Consider the following 17247-nt stretch of genomic DNA (forward strand, 5'->3'; position numbering starts at 1 on the left):
TTAGTAACGGTTAAATTCTAAGGTTCTATACCCCAAACCAGCTTACCCTGCTGATATACAGTGCCATGGTCCCAGTCTGCGAATGCTGTTTGGGTAGCACCATAGGAGTAATCGTTGGTCTCATCAAAATTGCTCCAATTTGCAGCATGAATCCGGGGTTGAATTTCTCCACTTTCCCCGCCGGGCTGAATCGTTCCCGCTCCATCTGTGAAGGAAATCTCCACATATTTATCAGCCTTGGCCTTCGGATTCGGCAATGTTACAAAAGTCGATTTTACCTTTTCATTGCCAAACCTGGCCCAGTCTACAAAAAACTGCTGAGCTTGTTTGCTTTCATCTGTGTAATAGTAGCGAATTTTTAGATCACTCAACTTCACAGCTGTTTTCCCTGTATTTTTGATATTAAATTCAGGACGGATTGCGTTATCCTTGGCGTTCGTGTCACCAGTGCGATACTGAAGCACAATCCCTTGATCGTTACTGCCTGGTGTACTTCCTCCGTTACCGTTATCGCCGCCGTTGTTGCCACCACCGTTATTACCGCCAGTGTTGCCATCTCCGCCGTTATCCCCACCGTTGTTTCCGCCTCCACCATTGTTGCTGGAGCCTTCCAGAATCGCCTGTTTTACGAATTTGCCGGAAGCGGACAATTGTGAATCAGACCATCCGCCCTTACGGTCAGCACCAGGCAACAGCGCAGCAGAGGTCTCATTTTTATCTGCCAGCGACCAGTTAGCCCAGCTGATTCCACGGCTTGCAAGAAAATCAGTCCATACTTTGGATTCATTCAGGAACGGACCACCGTTACCCGAAGCATCGCTTGTACCCCACTCGGTAGCAAATATGCCCACGCCTTTGTTCAGCGCATAATCGACCCGATCGCGCAAGTACTGTCCATGCGTACCCGCATAGAAATGTACGGTATACATTGTATTCTTGTCTGGAAGCGGATGGTCTGCTGCATCATGTACATCCTGACTCCATGTGCCTGTTCCTACAATAATAATATTGTCCGGGTCCTTAGCGCGAATAACCTGAGATACCTCAAACGCATAAGGTCGGATTTGATTGTTCCAGTTCACATTCCCATTCGGCTCATTGGCAAGCTCATAGATTACGTTAGGCAAATGGCCGTACTGAGTCGAAAATTCATTAAAGAAAGCTTTGGCTTCATTTTTATGAATGTTCGGATCGCCATCTGAGAGAATGTGCCAGTCGATTATGACATACAAGCCCAGTTTCTGTGCTGCCTCAATCGCTTCCTTCACTTTATTTTTCAAAGAAGGATTGGCGATATAACCATTTTCTTCAGTGTACAGTGCAACCCGGAATACGGAAATGCCCCAATCGTCCCGTAGCCATTTCATAGAGTCCTGATTTATCAGATCCCCAAACCATTGGACGCCGTGAGAGCTAATACCTTTGAGTTGTACAGGTTTACCGTTTTTATCCACCAATTTACCATTCTTTACTGAAAGTTGTCCGTAACGTTCCACAGGGGTCGTCCCAGCAGCCTCTGCTGTTTGCGTATTCCAGTTAAATCCGTTCGTTAACGTTAATAGTAATACTGCTGTTAGCATCACCGCTACTCTTTTTGCAATCCTTGGCAGGATCCATTGCTCATTCATCATTTACACATTCCTTTCTTTTTATAAAGTAGATGAGACTTATCAGTACGTTGTTCTCCGCTCTTTCGCCCCCTCCTTCATACAACAAGAGGATCAGGTCCAAACATCGATGTCACTTACCTGTATATGGATGATACTACTATTATAGTTAGTTTCATGTTACATTTCGACTCTATGATTGAAAATGAACAGGAAGTCACGGTTTTGGGATGTGTTCTGCTTGGTTGGCTACTATAGAATACTAAAGGGACAAAAGACTCATTTACCGATTGCAAAATTCGGAGAATTTTTAGTTGTTTGATAAAAAAAGACTGCTTCCCGTGCCTTGGCTCGGTAGCAGTCTTATAGATGATCTTATATGTGATCGAATAATGTTACAAATATCGTCTTAACGTATGATCTCCCTATTACCCCTGAGCAGTTGCTTGAGGTTCTTTGGTCGTCTGATCTTCCTTCATATCGCCGCCATCCGTCGCTTGATCTGTCAGTACAGTCTCAGATGAGTTACCTATTACCTTGTCAATAAGTTGCAGCCAAGGCTCTTCACTACCTCCACAGCTCTCAATATCACCGAGCAGGGACTCTAGCGTGGTTCCTTCTTCTGGCAAATCAATAACTAAACTGTCTTCGTCAACTTGGATGGTGCAGCAGGTTTTCATTGTAAATCCCTCGCTTAATTCATATTTGAGCATGCAGTAAGCTAGCTCAGATGGGATGAACTCCCATGGATTCCGGGATAAGCCCTTTGAATCCGTCTGAAATTATAAACCTAATGCACATCAATTGCAATGAACAAACCTTGAATTTTTAAGAATTAGCGAGTGTTACAGACAGGAATGGATATCTAAACGAAGTGTTCGCGCCAGTAATTTTGGATTTATAGAGAATCAGTTCAAACATTCAGCAAGCTCCGTAAAAATCACGCCAAGCGCATAAGCCCCCGCGTCTGGATAACCAAGGCTTCTCTCTCCTACCGTTCCGGCACGGCCCATGCGCGCCACGATGTCTTCCGTCTTTTTGGCCCCTAATACAGCGGCTTGAGCACCTCTTACAAAGGCTGTCTTCACGTCAAAATCTAATTTTGCGCTCTCCAACCAGCTATCTGCACATGGCACTAATGCGTCAATAAGCGTTTTATCGCCAACGACGGCTCCTCTGCCGAAAGAACGTTCGCCTGTTGATTGTATGCCTTGCACCGCAGCCTGCATCATATCTGCGAATTCGGAAACAGTGAGTTCGGTTCGTTCGCCCGCGGATCGTGCCGCTGCGCGAAATGCTGAGCCCCAGATCGGACCCGAGGCGCCACCGCAGTATTCCATGATGACGAATGAGCATGAATGAAGAAAGGCTCCCATCGTCAAAGAATCTTGATTCAGAATGTCTCTCCATTCCCGTTTCAGCTGACGAAATCCCTTAGCAACGCTCATGCCAAAGTCGCCGTCGCCTGCATGAGAGTCAAGATCGCAGAAAGGTACCTCATTCTTGATGATAACCTCACTCATCTTATCGACTAGGTAAGTAAGATTGTTCAACGTAATTTTGTTGTTTTCAATAACCGCGAAGGCAGGATCCGTTTCTACCTCAAAGGATACTTGCCGCTTTTCGTCTGCTACAGTTGAAATATCCGTGAATACGACATGATCAACAGGTCCAGCCACCTTGAACGCAGGCGCGTTGCTTTCATGGGAGAGGAGCGTTTTCAGTTCGTTGTCCAGCTTCATGATGGAAACCGAGATACCTGCCATATCGATACTCGTCATATAATTGTTGACAAAAGTGCGATCAATCTTGATCCCCTTCGCTGCTAGTTCGCGAGTGACCGAATGGTTGAAGAGGTACAGTTCTTGCAGAGGCGTACCGCCGAAACCATTGATCAACAGGGCGATTTCTCCGCTGAATCCAGTTTCGATCTGCATGTCTCGAAGGAGATCGGTTACCATTCTGCCTGCCAGCGTATCTGCATCCGTCAGCTTCTCGCGGCTGGTCCCAGGCTCGCCGTGAATGCCGACACCGTACTCGATTTCATCATGCCCGAGCTCTAATGTTGGCGTGCCCTTCGCTGGCACGGTACACGAAGTCAATGCGAATCCGATACTGCGTACATTCGCAGCGGCTTTCTCGGCTACTACTTTAACTTCCGCCAGACTCCGGCCCTCTTCCGCCGCTGCACCCGCGATCTTGTGGACGAGTACCGTTCCCGCCACTCCGCGCCGTCCGACTGTATATAGGCTGTCTTCTACAGCGATGTCGTCCTCAACCTTTACATAGTCCACTTCCAGACCGTCTTCAGTGGCCAGATGGGCGCCGTTTCTAAAGTTCATAATATCGCCGCTGTAATTTTTAATAATCAGCAGCGCACCTTTTTTCCCGGTCGTCGCTCGGATGGCCTGATATACTTGAATTTGTGAGGGAGAGGCGAAGACATCACCGCAGACCGCGGCATCGAGCATCCCTTTGCCAACGAAGCCAGCGTGGGCGGGCTCATGCCCGCTGCCACCGCCGCTGATGAGCGTTACTTTCTCCGCGTTCAATTCCTTTTTCTTGAGCACTTTATATTTTGGCAGAAATTCCAACTCGGGATGAGCGAGCGCAATACCACTGCACATCTCAAGGACCAAATTTTCCGCACGGTTGATGACCTTTTTCATGCTATTCTACCTCCTCCTTGTACTGGCTCCCGATACGGTTGGCCGCAGCGATTGCCGCTGCAACCTGCTCCACTGTGACCGGAAACGGCATGGAATGAATCGATTCCTCCAAAATGCAGGCCTTTGCAGCTACTTCCATGAGTTCTTCCTGGCTGATATGATCGACGCCGATATCAGCCAAACAGACCGGTAAACCGACGGCTAAACAGAAATCAAGTACCTGATGTAATTCTTCCGTCGGTGCGTTTTCGAGCACCAGCTGTGCGATCGTGCCGAATGCAACTTTCTCTCCATGATAATAATGATGCGTGCCTTCCAAAATCGTGAGTCCATCATGAATCGCATGGGCCGCCGCAAGTCCACCGCTCTCGAAGCCGAGGCCTGAGAGTAAAATATTAGTTTCAATGATATTTTCGAGTGCTTGCGTAACCTGGTTTTCATCACATGCCGCTTTTGCTTTGGCACCGTCTTTCAACAGCATTTCATAGCATAGCGTTGCAAGTGCAATCGCCGCATTTGTACCTACTGCTGGCGCACACTGTCCTTCGCGTACTCCATTAGGCAGTCCGGCATTGACCCTGGAGTAAGAACGGGAGGTCGCACGGGCTTCAAAGTAAGTCGACAGTGCATCACCCATACCTGACACAAGGAATCGGGTTGGTGCATTCGCAATTACGGTGGTATCGACTAATACGACACTCGGACTTTGCTTAAAATAGGCGTAATCGTCGAAAGCACCTTCCGGAGTGTACAGAACGGCCGAGTGACTTGTCGGTGCATCCGTCGCAGCAATCGTCGGACAGATGATAAGCGCTTCCCCTTGAGCTACGCATTTCGCCGCGTCGATCGCTTTCCCGCCGCCAAGACCTACGATACAATCACATCCATTTGCAGTGGCAATTTCCTGAAGTCTAGAAACTTCCTGTCTGGAACACTCACCCATAAAACCGCTTTCAATAAAGGTCACGTTATATTTACCCAAAGTGGAATCAAGTTTATCTTTTACCCGCGCCACATCGGCAGGATGCGCAATCAGTAAAGCGGATTTGCCGAAGGTGCTCACATAGTAACCCAAATTCAACAATTCGTTTTCACCTTGTACATATTTGCTTGGGCTGATAAAAGCTTTTCTCATCTATAATTCCTCCTTATGATTGTGTTGGCTTCGTTCTGATTAAAACTATAACCGAACCATGTAAACTTTACATTGGAGGAATCAAGGAATATATTATAATCTACAATCGTATTTTTTTGCACTAAAGATCACGAATTGTACTTTTTTGTTATCGCTTACAGGATAATTTACTATTAAGGGATGAGATCTTGATACGTGAACATTTGAGCATCCAGAAAATCTTTGATTTGAAAAAGTGGGAACAGTTGCAGGATTCATTAGCATCCGTTACCCAATTAGCTATTCTCACCGTCGATTATAAAGGGAATCCCGTAACTAGCCACAGCCAATGCCAATCGTTCTGCAAGAAGGTTCGTCAGAATGAGAATCTCCTTCCCTATTGCCAAAAATGTGACTCTCGCGGTGGACTTGAAGCGGTACGTTCCAACAAACCTTATATTTATCTCTGTCATTATGACATCGTCGACATCGCGGTACCGATCATTATTGACGATAAGTACATCGGCGCCGTCATGGCAGGTCAGGTCCGCTTAGCAGATCCTTCGAGCGCCTTACAGCTGGAGCAAATCCTCACGTCAAAAAATGAAAAACTGTACAGTTCCAAATGGGAGGAACTTAAGAACGACTACGCCGATCTGCCCTCCATGACCTATCAGGAAATTCAGACGATCTCCAACATGTTATCCTTATTGTGTAATTATATTGTTGAAGAAGCGATGAACAAAAATCTTCTCGCGGAAATGTTCGAGAAGGCGTCGGCCACACATTCCACTCCACAGTTGTCCGAGATCCTTCCTGGCTACTCGCTGGAGCATATCGAAAACCTTAAGAAAGAAATGAATAATTTCTTAGCAGATGCCTATCTGAATTCCTCAGAAGATGTGGATATTCCGTGCGGAAATCCCGTACTAAAACCCGCCTTCGAATATATCTTTGAGCACAAGGGTGAAACTTTTTCTCTTAAAGCCATGGCTGACTTGTGCCACATTAGCCCAAGCTATTTTAGTCGGCTGTTTGCCAAGGAAACGGGTGAGAACTTTTCCAGCTATCTTTCCCGCTTGAAGATGAGATGGGCGAAGCAGTTGCTCGAAGCTACAGATATTCCTGTATCTCAGATCAGTAGCGAGCTCGGCTTCAATGAGCCGGGGTATTTCATTAAAATATTCAAAAAGTATGAAGGCACAACGCCCGCGGTGTACCGAAAGTATTACAAGGGATAAAACAAACGAAAAACAGATGATTCACGGGTCTAAGGTCTCCATGATCATCTGTTCATATTGTTCTTGCCCAAGCTACATAATCTGTGTGTGCTTGTCAGGCTGCCTCAGCCAAATCAGTAAGAATAGCATGACAATGAAGAATGCAAGACGTTTATTATCCAATTTATAAATTTACTTTTTCACATCATCATTAACGGAAATACATATTCCCCTTTATATCAGCAATTTTATTATGGTGTGTTTTTTTATCTTTACTGTAGTGTTTCTGACTGATCCTGAGCGTTCGTTTCATTGTGCATGGATTTCGATTTTTTCTTGCGAAATAATTTGGCGAAAAACTTGCCTATTACACCAAACATACCTGCACAAGCAGCACCAATAAGTATGATAACCTTAATTCCCGCGCCCTTAAAAAAAGCAATGAGTAATGCCAACAAGCCTACTTTTTTAGCTACTGCCAAGCCTGCTCCTCCCAAAATCAATCCGGTCAGGCCGTATTCGGAAATTTTGTCCGTTGAAGCATTAAAATCCTCGTACCGCTCACCTAATTTGACTGTCAGCTTGGGTAATATGTTCTCATTCAAAAACTTCTTATCTGCGTCCAAATGCGAAGGATCGGACACTAATATTGCAGAGATATAACCCTGACGAGTGAGCAAACGAACATTATAATTGATCAGCTTTTCCTTGTTCCCATCCTCCGCCAGCATAGACCAGGTTAGATTATGGGTCGCTTCATTATAAAAAGGCTCCACATCCCAGCCCGTAACATACAGGCGATCACTTTCCGCTTTTTCCTTGTTACTCTCTTCCGTACCCTCTTTATAACTATCTAGAATGGCATCCGCATCGATGTCTTCTTTTTCATCATCCTTGATGTGTCCAAGTTCATTGTATTCAAAGATAACTTCCCAATTTTGATTTTCATTTTTCGGAAATATACTCCCAATTTCCTTACCCGATGGTTTCTCATGATTCATCTCGCTTACCTTTGCTGTGTTAGCTGCATCCAAGAAAAGAAGAGATGAGTCCAGTTCAACCGCAGCCATTTTTCCCAGGTCTACCTTTCGGCCGCCCTCAATCCATTTTAATTGTTCATGGGATGAGGCCCACGCGTTACCCCCACTGAGTAACACCAGACTAAGCGCCAACAGCGCTCCAAAAATCGTTTGGCCCCATTTCATTTTGTTACTACATCTGTTATCTAGTCTCTTGTACAAAACTCATTACCCCTTATAAATTCCAATATCTCCCATGTACCCAACCATATTAGCCACTGCTGCATATTTTGTCAATTCACAGTAGCAAAGGGAGTTTCCGAGACTTAATACTCATTTTTATACATATGTATGCAAATATTCTAATCTAATTGAACTGAATTTATAAAATGTGAATGAGCGATAAGAAAAGCTCATAAAGGACAAGCACACTTACGCAATGGCACTACTTCTCCGTTCCAGTTTCCTACTTATGAATTCTAAAAAAGGGCTTATTCGTTGATACGACAACCCATTGGCTTCTAGCTTGATTTCGAACAATCCATCTAGCATAAAAAATGTCGAATTTCATCAGATTAAGGAATGTATAATTCATCTAACAAGAGACTTTAGTCTTAGTGACTTTTTACCTGTTTTTAAATATATGTCAACTTTTTTATTTAAAAGAATGTATAGGCTTTCATAGGGTAGATTTAATTAGTAATAAGCTAATTATTGAAAAACCCTCTACAAGTTCATTGCTTGTTTTGGAGGTTGTAGCTATTCACCAGCATTTGATAATGTCACCATACTACTTATTCAGCTTGCCAAAGCCCGCTCCGAGACTGGGACAGATAACCTTGTCTGACTTTAGCGATATCACTAGTTCCTTCACTGTACTCGCTGGTGGCAACAATCATTGCAGCGACACCAGTTAATAGCCGTGTTGTGAATGTTATCGGAGCCGCCGTTGAAATTGCTCCACCTGCCCCCGCCACACCCCAAGAGAGCAGCCAGAGTAAAAAATAGATCCCCTAAAGCGGATTTTTGGACTTTAGAGAGTCCTGTTTCCATATCAGGAAATTACTATATTTTGGAATAAATCTGAGAAGCTATACGGTTACCATGCCGTCTCCGTACTTCTCCAGTAGCTCCTGAGCCTGAAGATTACAGACACTCGTCCGACCAGATCAGTTGTATTCTATAGTCCGGTCTCCTGCATGGTCTGAGCCGTCGCTCGGCCTTGCGTATCATATTCGTAAGCTAGGATTTTTACAGCCTGACCTACGATTTCCTGCAGTTTTGTTACTAAATACTACGCTTATATTTCTACTATTATTAACCTAATATTATTTGCTGTTCACCAAACCGTCTTCACACATAATCGTATCGTGTATGCTCGTTTGCCGACATATTCAGCAGAAAGAAATTCCACTCAATTACATGATATGATAGGATAAATCGCTATTCGTAAAGAAGAAAAACACCCTTTTTTAGTGAAAAGACAGTGTAGAACAATCATCACTATATAAAAAGGTGTTTTGCTATTTTAATTTTTTTATTTAGAATCAATTAACTTAATTGGTTTAAATTCAATTATAAAACATTGAATAAATTGCTTCACTAAACTACTTCCCAGTTAAATGATGGCGCTAATATATCAAAAAAAACATCATGGCCTAAAATTAACCAATGTCTTACACTTAAAGAATCAATACCTAATCTACTTTTCAAATTTGAGTTTATTACTTCATAAAAGCTAGGATCCGGACAAATATTTGTTTCATTCCATAGAGCCCCATCTAAACTTGCTATTTGACTTAAATCAAATTTCTCTGGATCTAATAGTCCAAATTCTTGCTGTGATACAGTTTTGCTAAAAAAGTGAACCTGAGCAAAATTAATCTCTATAATTGCATGTCCAATCCTATTCCAAATTTCATCTGGTATTTTCTCTTCGTTACCATACTGTTTACATAAATGATTAATTTCACGCTCTCTTGTTTTAGCGTTATAATTAATTAAAAATTTTATTTTAACTTCTGATTCTTCTCCTATAAATTCTATAAAATCGTGAGACGGACTTATTTGCCAAGGTACTTCTACTGGATAAAGTATTTGTTTTTCCATTAATTTACTCCTTTCAATTACTCTGGAAGTGTGACTATGTCTATTATTTCGAGATTTTTAGGGCCAGGAGTTATCGGAATACTTCTACCCGGCATCTCAAATTTTTGACCGCGTTGTCTTATTGGAGCCTCTGCCAAACGATTTAATATGGCTTTATCCGGTATTATTTCTTTTGTTTTAGTTGGTTTTATACCAGCCATACTCAAAACAGTGAGGGTTCTATTGCTCTCAGCAACCTTTTTCCCCGTTTTTGGATCAATAAAGTATTTGACTTCAAATTGGTCCGAATGCAATACTCCTGTTCTTAAATCTTCAGCAACATCCGCAAGCTTTCTGCCCACAATATATTCTGGGGCCCCACTATTCATATTGAAAGTGTCAGATACACGCTTTTGTCCGAAAAGTATTTCATTTGAAGAGTCCTTACCTTCATAAACATTCCCTTTTTCACCACAGTCCTTCATGTACCCGCTCGGGTCCACGTAGTGGATCGGGTTGTTCCCCACATACGCATAGAGATTCAATCCATCTCCGCGATACGTATCTTCCTGCGTAAAGCGGGCAATGGCCGGATTGTAGAAACGCGCTCGCAGATAATACTGCTGCGTTACAGTGTCCCACGCCTCTCCCGCATAGCGGAAGCGGTTCTCGATCTGCTCTGCCATCGACAGTGTATTCCCGAACGCATCGTATGCGTAGCTGTTCTGTACCCTGCCCTTACGGTCGGTCAGATGCAGGACATCCCCGTGTGTGTTATTTACATAATAAGACGGATTCCCTACATCGTCCACCCGGGCCAACCACTCATGTCCGCGCACAAATGAGGCCTGGACTCGGGCTTCCTCATCCAGCTCGTTCACCATATACCAGCCGTCATACACAAATCGACGATGCGTGCCATTCTCTTCTACGCCATTACGAAGTCCTTCCGGATCATATAGATGACGGATATAGCTGCCATCCGACTTCTCTGCCTTCACCGTTCGGTTAAAGGCATCGTAGGCATATGAGATACTTTCCTGTCCGCTTCGCTCTCGCAGCAGGTTCCCTTGCGCATCATATTCGTAACGCGTCTGCTGCCCTCGCGATCCCGCTTCTTGATTCGAACCTTCACCCAGCGCCTCTTCCAAAACCGACAGCAGACGGTTCCGTGAATCGTACGTATAGCCCGCTTTGTGGTCGTTCCACATCCGACTTAACCGATTCCCCACCGCATCATAGGATAAACGTTCCGTCCCCCATCCCGGGTATTCGGCTTCCACCAGTTGCCCTATGGCGTCGTAGCGATACTTCGTTCGTTTTCCGTTTTCGTCCCGGGCGATCTGGTGACCGTTGTTATCATATTCATAACGGTGCTGTAGAAGCGGACTTCCGTCCGGCGATTGCGCTTGCAGCTTCGAGACATTTCCATCCGTACCATAGTCATATGCCATCTCAATGCCGTTACCATATAGAATGGAAGCCACACGGTTGCCGTGTACGTATCCATACTTCGCCAGCAGTTCTTGATCCTGTCGGATTTCGGAGACACGCCCAACCAAATCATACCGATATTCGGTTGTTCTGCCTCCGGCATCGGTCTGAGCCGTCATTTGACCTTCCGCATCATATTCATAAGCCAGTATTTTACGGCCTGACCCACGATCTTCTGCCGCGTTGTTATTCATCAGGCTGGCAAACGCTGCGCTCATATTTCCACTGCTGCTGCTCATATATTTGCCCGTCAGCAAACCATCTTCATTGTACGTATAATCATATCGCGTATGCTCGTTTGCCGCTGTTTGCAGCAGGCCGTCTTCCCGGTACATATAGGATTCTTCCATGCCACTCGACATCTCACGCCGCTTGATCAACTGGTCATTGAAGTTATACGCATACTCTATGACCTTGCCGTTACGGCCCGTTTGGCGGGCCAAGCGGCCTTCGGTGTCATACTGATACAGCATCTTCTGCTGGCCCGGATCTTGTATAGCAGACAGCTTGCCCAAGCTGTTGTAGTCATACTGCGTCGTTTGACCGTTTCCGTCCGTCGAGCTGACGATATTCCCCGCATAGTCGTAGCGGTAATGCTCCGTGCTACCGTCTGCTTTGCGGAGGGCCGTGATCTTGCCCCAGCCGTCTACGGTATGGCGGGTCAGATGGCCTTCACCATCTCGAATGCCAGTAATGTTACCTGCCGCATCGTATATATATTCTTGCTTTACGATGCCTTGTCCTGCCATCGCTGGTGCCAGCACTTGCTTCACTCGGCCACCAAGGGTGTACGTGTATTCTACTCCAACGCCGCCCTCCATTTTGCTGACCAGTTCACCAAACTCATTATATCGGCTACGTTCCATGATCTGACCATACGGATCAGCCACTTCAATTAACCGGTTCAGGCGGTCATAGGTGAAGGTTATCCCCGGTCCATCATCAGTAGCCGGATCATACTGATTCGGCGTGACTTGTTTCACAATATTCCCCATCTTGTCATAGAACAGACGGGTCGTACCCCCGCGTTTTCCGATCATGCGGATACGCCGGTTCATCGGATCATACGTATAGGTTACCTTGCTGCCATTCGTATCCGTCTCTTCGATCACGTTACCCGTGCGGTCGTATTTCAAATAGACGCTGCTGGTCCGGGCGTCTTTACCCTCCCGGCGGCTGATCTGAACCATTCGATCCACTGCATCATAGCTGATCTGGGTTTGATACCCTTCCGGGGTCACGATCTCGACCACATTGCCGTTACGGTCATATCCGTAAGATGTAACGGCATTCACCAAGCCCGGTACACGATCAGTCAGATCATTAGCATTTAATACTTCTACACGCCGTTGCAACCATCCGATTTTGTTATATTCGTAGCGGATGAACCGATCCTTTTGCTCGTTCAGTTTCTGTCTTTCCGACGTTTTCTGGTTCAGACCATCGTACGTATAGCGAATTTCCGCTCCAGTATCATCCGCAATGACGATCACCCGGTTATTCCGGTCATAGCTGTAACGAACACTTTGATAGTTCTCCGCATAACACGTTTCGCTGACATACTCCTGAGTCCGCTTCTCTTCCAGCAGGTTTCCGGCTGGGTCATAGCGGTACAAGGTCAGGCGATACTGAATGGTACCCGCGCTGACAGCTTCTACTACGTTTTCTTCCCCGGCTTCTTCCACAGGCTCACGCTTTTCAATTAACCAGCCTGCCGTATTGTATACATAAAGCGTGCCGAAACGTTTACTGTCGTTTGTTCCACTAACATAACCCTTGGCATCTATTGCTTTTATTATACGTCCTGCATGATCATACACGAATCGGCGACTGACATGACCTTCTGCATCGGTTATTTGAACCAAGCGATTCATGACATCATATGCATACTCGGTGCCAGGTCCATCATCCATAATCGGATCATAATATTCTGGTAAGATCATTTTGATCATATTTCCGTTCGCATCGTATTTCATGCGAGCGATGCCACCATCTGGATACCTTACCTTGATCCTGCGTCCCCGATGATCATACTCATACTCCGTGCCGGGTCCATCATCTTCAACATGGTTATAGTAATTCGGTTCAATCTCTTTTAAAATGTTACCGTTAATGTCATACCGAGTACGGGATACGTTCTGAACCAGATCCGTCATCCGAACCAGACGATCCATCGCATCGTAACGATATTCGATGCCTTTGCCATTGTCTATACGGGCGACATAATCGTTAGGGAGCACTTTTTTGACCAAATTGCCCATCTTATCATAGAACATTAATGTAGTGTTGCCTTCAGAATCTACGATGCGTGTACGCTTATTCAAATGATTGTATTCAAACTCTACCGTGCCGTAAGCCGTGGTAATGCTCATCATTCGCGCAGCATCATCAAATGTATATAGGTATTTATTACCTTCCGCATCTTGCACCTGAGTCGGTGCATCCGTATGATCTGTTCCATACGAATACACTGTCGTGTGACCGAGTGCATCCATGCTGCTCAATATCCGTCCTTGCGGATCATACATATAAGAAATGATCGCATGCGTTCCATCCGCAATACTGGTCTTCTCTTCGATTAGCCTTCCCACGGCATCATACGTGAACCATTTCTCTGTTACTCCGTTAACAGCAATCTGAGTCAGATTTTGATCCTGGTCGTATTGACGCTCAGTACGAGTTCCGTCTGGACGGATTTCTTCCGCAAGATTACCAAAGATATTATATGCCCATTTTGTGGTGTGACCCATAGTATCCGTATGACTTGATTTATTTTGATGCGCATCGTACGTAAAAGACTCACGAGTTCCATCACTGTAGATCGTATCCGTCACCAGATCATCAGCATTGTATTCAAAATTCTCGACGACTCCTGTGGCATGATACGTAAAAGTACTTCTCCGTTTCGCATCATCGTATTCAATATCCGTAACCTGATCGTCCGCGTCCCACTGCCTAATGACCCGACCATGATGGTCATATTGATTTCGGACATACCTATGTCCATTCTGGTCCGTGATCGCCTCAATTCTTCCCTCAGCATCATAAGCATATGACGTCACACCCGCATTCGGATACGTTACACGAGTCAGAAAATCCTCTTCATATTCGTACTTCACTGTTCTGCCTATATTATCAGTGATGCTATAAAGTTTGCCACCTGAATAGGTGAAGGTGATCTCCTTACCACCCGGGGTCGTTAACTTGCACAATCCTTCCACATCGTATTCCAGCAACGTTTCATTGTTAGAGCGGTCCTTGATTTTCAGTAGTCTTCCATACTGATCATAGATATAAGTTCGACGCTCTTTATCGGTTAAGCGATACTCTTTGGTAACAGAATCCTCCGAGAGGTTATAATCCTGTTTTCCTCCGATCTCATTAATCCACTGACCGTCTTGCTCAATAAAATGTTCATAATGTCCATCCGTGCATATGACCAGGATATGATCTTCCACCCGTCGAATGGAGCTCTCATAGGTAAAGGTAAAGCCACGCCCCGTGCTGCCTGTCATGGAGTTGGTGGAAGTATAACTTCGGACCATCTCAATCTGACCAATATCCTGAACCACCATATCTGTAGCCGTAAAATAAAATCTACCTTTCACTACATCAATCGGATCTCCGCGTGTAACAAGATTCCCTATACTGGATATTAGAGACTTTTGTAAGTTTTCTATCGTTAGCGACTCTTTGACATTCCCATGCTTTCGGTAATCATCCGCCATAGAACCTGTCATATCGCCTACCACAGAGGATAGATAAGAGCTAATCTTGTTATTACCTGCAAAAGAAAATGCTCCTCCTACAACGCTTCGAGTCAAGTTAGATTTAAGATCTGTTTGTCCGGTATTCATCACGTCTTGAACCGTTCCGGCTGCAACTCCACTTGCTACTAGACGTGAATATATATTTAGAGCACCTGTACCGCATTTTACTCCTGTCATAAATTTTCCGGCGACAGTTGCACTGATAAATCCATTACTAAAGCTGTTCATATAGTGTCCAATGAGCGTCTCGCCTGGATGGGCATTAGGATCAAATATAGCCGTAATGCCTGTATTAATTCCTCCACCTATGGAAGGAACAATGAGAGCACTTGCACCTCCAGTGAGAAACGCTACTCCGGCCACCGAAACCGTTACGGCCCCATATTTAACCACATCATATAACTCTTGATTTCCTCCCAGAACGGTATCTCGCATGAAGTTATACGATTGAGAGAGATCACCTACTCTCGCTTTGGCGATATCCTGCTGTCCCTCACTAGACTCACTGGCAGCGACTACCATCGTTGTAGCTCCTGCAGCGAGTGTGACACTGGCAGCAGCCACAACTAAAGGAGCGGCTGCACCCGCTGTTAAAACAGTTACCGCAACACCCACAGCCACTGCTCCAATAATCATGGCTATTTTTCCAAAGCCTACTTTTTGCTTGCCTGCCTCCAACTTATTCACGAGGGCTTGACGTTTAGCTGCCGCATTATTATTTACCTGTTCCATCACCTGCTTATCCTGAGCAATTAGAGCACTATCATCGTATTGTACTGCTGGTGCTTTACCTGGTTCTCCCTCATAATATATCGTGGCGGCTTGAGCGTTTGTCGTGTCTTCAATCCAGATCACCTGTTCAGGATTTACTCCTTCAACCGGGCTACGGGAGATTGCAACGAGTTCGCCAGCTGTCAATTGAATTTGTTTTGGAGCTGGCAATTCACCAACAAGATTAATTTTAAAATCCGTGGCAGCCTTAACACACATATCCGTATCGGAGAGGATTTCTACCTTTCCGTCACCTGTAAGCTGGAACTTAATGCTTTCCTGACTATTAGCCGCAAATACAATATCCTGCCCAGTTAGCTTCATTTCTTTATCTGAGTCATTGGTTAATGACTTGATAACAGGATCGGAAGATTTCTGACTATATTTGCTTTGTTCAGCCCCTCTTCGAACGGAGCTTACCGCAATAGCTCCTGTTTCCAAAGCTGTTGGGAAATGAAGCTTGACTGGAGAGCCTGACTTAGGCATCATGTAGGCACTTTGATTGTCCATACCTGTGGAATAGGGGAACCAGCAAGTACCTGCATCGTCATTTGTGGCGTCAATATCCAAATGCAGTTTGATTTGATTACGGGATATCTGTGTGATCCGCCCCTCCAAAGAAAGCCCCTGTATAGCAGTATTCATTATTTTATTGGTTTTGATCGTACTTCGCGAAGTTAAGGTATATGTATATAGCAGTTCCCCTTTGACAACAGATGCTGCTACTTCACATACAACATACGGTTTATGTTGAAAATCAACTTGTGCTCCCAGCCTTAATGCCACTCTGCTCTCCACACTAAACAAAGTATGATTAGCCTCGTATCCCATTTGAGTTGTTGATCCAAACCGACTTTGCATCGTATAAGAGTCATTTTCCAACTTACCAGTTTCCTGCCCCTCTGGTATGCCCAGTAAAAGAGACGGAGTTTCTTCGGACATAACAGAGAGCACAACAGTATTTAAATGAGAGGCTATACGCTTGATGAATTGCCAATCCGTCTCTTCATATTGTAGTAGTAACTGCCCTGTCTCAATATTCCCTATTGTTTCATCTGAACAATGTGCTCCAGGGTAATCTTCCAATAGGTTATCTACAATTTGCCCGTACGTTTTTTGCTTGTTTTGAAACGATCGCTTCTTCCACTCCAAATCCATCTGGTACGTGAATGATACAGCTTCAATCTCTAAAAAATGAACTCCCTGCACATACTTTACGGCTGCTCGCTTGATCATCCCTTTAAATAGTGGATTTTCCTTTTCGGCATTTATCGGGTGAGCTTTAAAAAGTGAAACCTTATCATCAACATTCATTTTCTGTAGGCTTTCACTTTGAGTATCAGGAATAATCGCTTTAAAACGAAGAACTGCATGTTCATTCATTTTATGCAGTAAATTTATTTCTTCAATCCTCTGAATGTCATAAGGAAAATCCAGTATTAACCCCGCATAAAAGGTTTCCATAACGACTTACCTCCTCTCTTCATTGGCTTTC

8 protein-coding genes are annotated in these 17247 nt (G+C 44.7%); 1 reads left to right on the forward strand and 7 read right to left on the reverse strand.

Translation table 11 applies throughout. The annotated features are described in order from the left end of the window. Positions 1–17 precede the first annotated feature (17 nt). The 4 genes from NSQ68_RS18755 to NSQ68_RS18770 all read right to left on the reverse strand — a co-directional run bounded on the left by NSQ68_RS18755 (position 18) and on the right by NSQ68_RS18770 (position 5411). Positions 18–1631, reverse strand: coding sequence for a cellulase family glycosylhydrolase (locus NSQ68_RS18755; protein ID WP_342426844.1), 1614 nt, complete (start codon positions 1629–1631; stop codon positions 18–20). A gap of 404 nt (positions 1632–2035) precedes the next feature. Further along, positions 2036–2287, reverse strand: a complete 252-nt coding sequence (locus tag NSQ68_RS18760) for a hypothetical protein (RefSeq protein ID WP_025723818.1) — start codon at positions 2285–2287, stop codon at positions 2036–2038. A 228-nt stretch (positions 2288–2515) separates the two neighbouring features. Next, positions 2516–4276 (reverse strand): dihydroxyacetone kinase subunit DhaK, encoded by a 1761-nt coding sequence (gene dhaK / locus NSQ68_RS18765; RefSeq protein ID WP_342426845.1) that lies wholly within the window; start codon positions 4274–4276, stop codon positions 2516–2518. A gap of 1 nt (position 4277) precedes the next feature. Continuing rightward, positions 4278–5411, reverse strand: coding sequence for a glycerol dehydrogenase (locus tag NSQ68_RS18770; protein WP_342426846.1), 1134 nt, complete (start codon positions 5409–5411; stop codon positions 4278–4280). A gap of 188 nt (positions 5412–5599) precedes the next feature. On the opposite strand from NSQ68_RS18770, the gene NSQ68_RS18775 reads away from it, so the two are divergent. Then, entirely contained in the window at positions 5600–6631 is a 1032-nt protein-coding gene (locus NSQ68_RS18775; RefSeq protein WP_342426847.1) for a PocR ligand-binding domain-containing protein, read from the forward strand. Between the two features lie 251 nt (positions 6632–6882). On the opposite strand, the gene NSQ68_RS18780 is transcribed toward NSQ68_RS18775, so the two are convergent. The 3 genes from NSQ68_RS18780 to NSQ68_RS18790 form a co-directional block, all read right to left on the reverse strand. Beyond that, positions 6883–7815, reverse strand: coding sequence for a DUF2167 domain-containing protein (locus NSQ68_RS18780; RefSeq protein ID WP_342426848.1), 933 nt, complete (start codon positions 7813–7815; stop codon positions 6883–6885). Positions 7816–9231: 1416 nt separating this feature from the next. Next, the gene (locus NSQ68_RS18785; RefSeq protein WP_342426849.1) at positions 9232–9738 is read right to left on the reverse strand and encodes a hypothetical protein; all 507 of its coding nucleotides are present in this window, start codon (positions 9736–9738) and stop codon (positions 9232–9234) included. Positions 9739–9755: 17 nt separating this feature from the next. Further along, a complete protein-coding gene (locus NSQ68_RS18790; protein WP_342426850.1) occupies positions 9756–17216 on the reverse strand; it encodes an RHS repeat-associated core domain-containing protein in 7461 nt (2486 codons plus the stop codon). Positions 17217–17247: the final 31 nt, after the last annotated feature.

It is taken from the genome of Paenibacillus sp. FSL L8-0158, from assembly GCF_038592965.1.
GTDB classification, from domain to species: Bacteria; Bacillota; Bacilli; order Paenibacillales; family Paenibacillaceae; genus Paenibacillus; species Paenibacillus polymyxa_D.

Coding starts and splice junctions, on each gene's coding strand:
- NSQ68_RS18780 (WP_342426848.1), bottom strand. CDS start 7,815: ATGAAATGGGGCCAAACGATTTTTGGAGCGCTGTTGGCGCTTAGTCTG.
- NSQ68_RS18785 (WP_342426849.1), bottom strand. CDS start 9,738: ATGGAAAAACAAATACTTTATCCAGTAGAAGTACCTTGGCAAATAAGT.
- NSQ68_RS18760 (WP_025723818.1), bottom strand. CDS start 2,287: ATGAAAACCTGCTGCACCATCCAAGTTGACGAAGACAGTTTAGTTATT.
- dhaK (WP_342426845.1), bottom strand. CDS start 4,276: ATGAAAAAGGTCATCAACCGTGCGGAAAATTTGGTCCTTGAGATGTGC.
- NSQ68_RS18755 (WP_342426844.1), bottom strand. CDS start 1,631: ATGATGAATGAGCAATGGATCCTGCCAAGGATTGCAAAAAGAGTAGCG.
- NSQ68_RS18790 (WP_342426850.1), bottom strand. CDS start 17,216: ATGGAAACCTTTTATGCGGGGTTAATACTGGATTTTCCTTATGACATT.
- NSQ68_RS18770 (WP_342426846.1), bottom strand. CDS start 5,411: ATGAGAAAAGCTTTTATCAGCCCAAGCAAATATGTACAAGGTGAAAAC.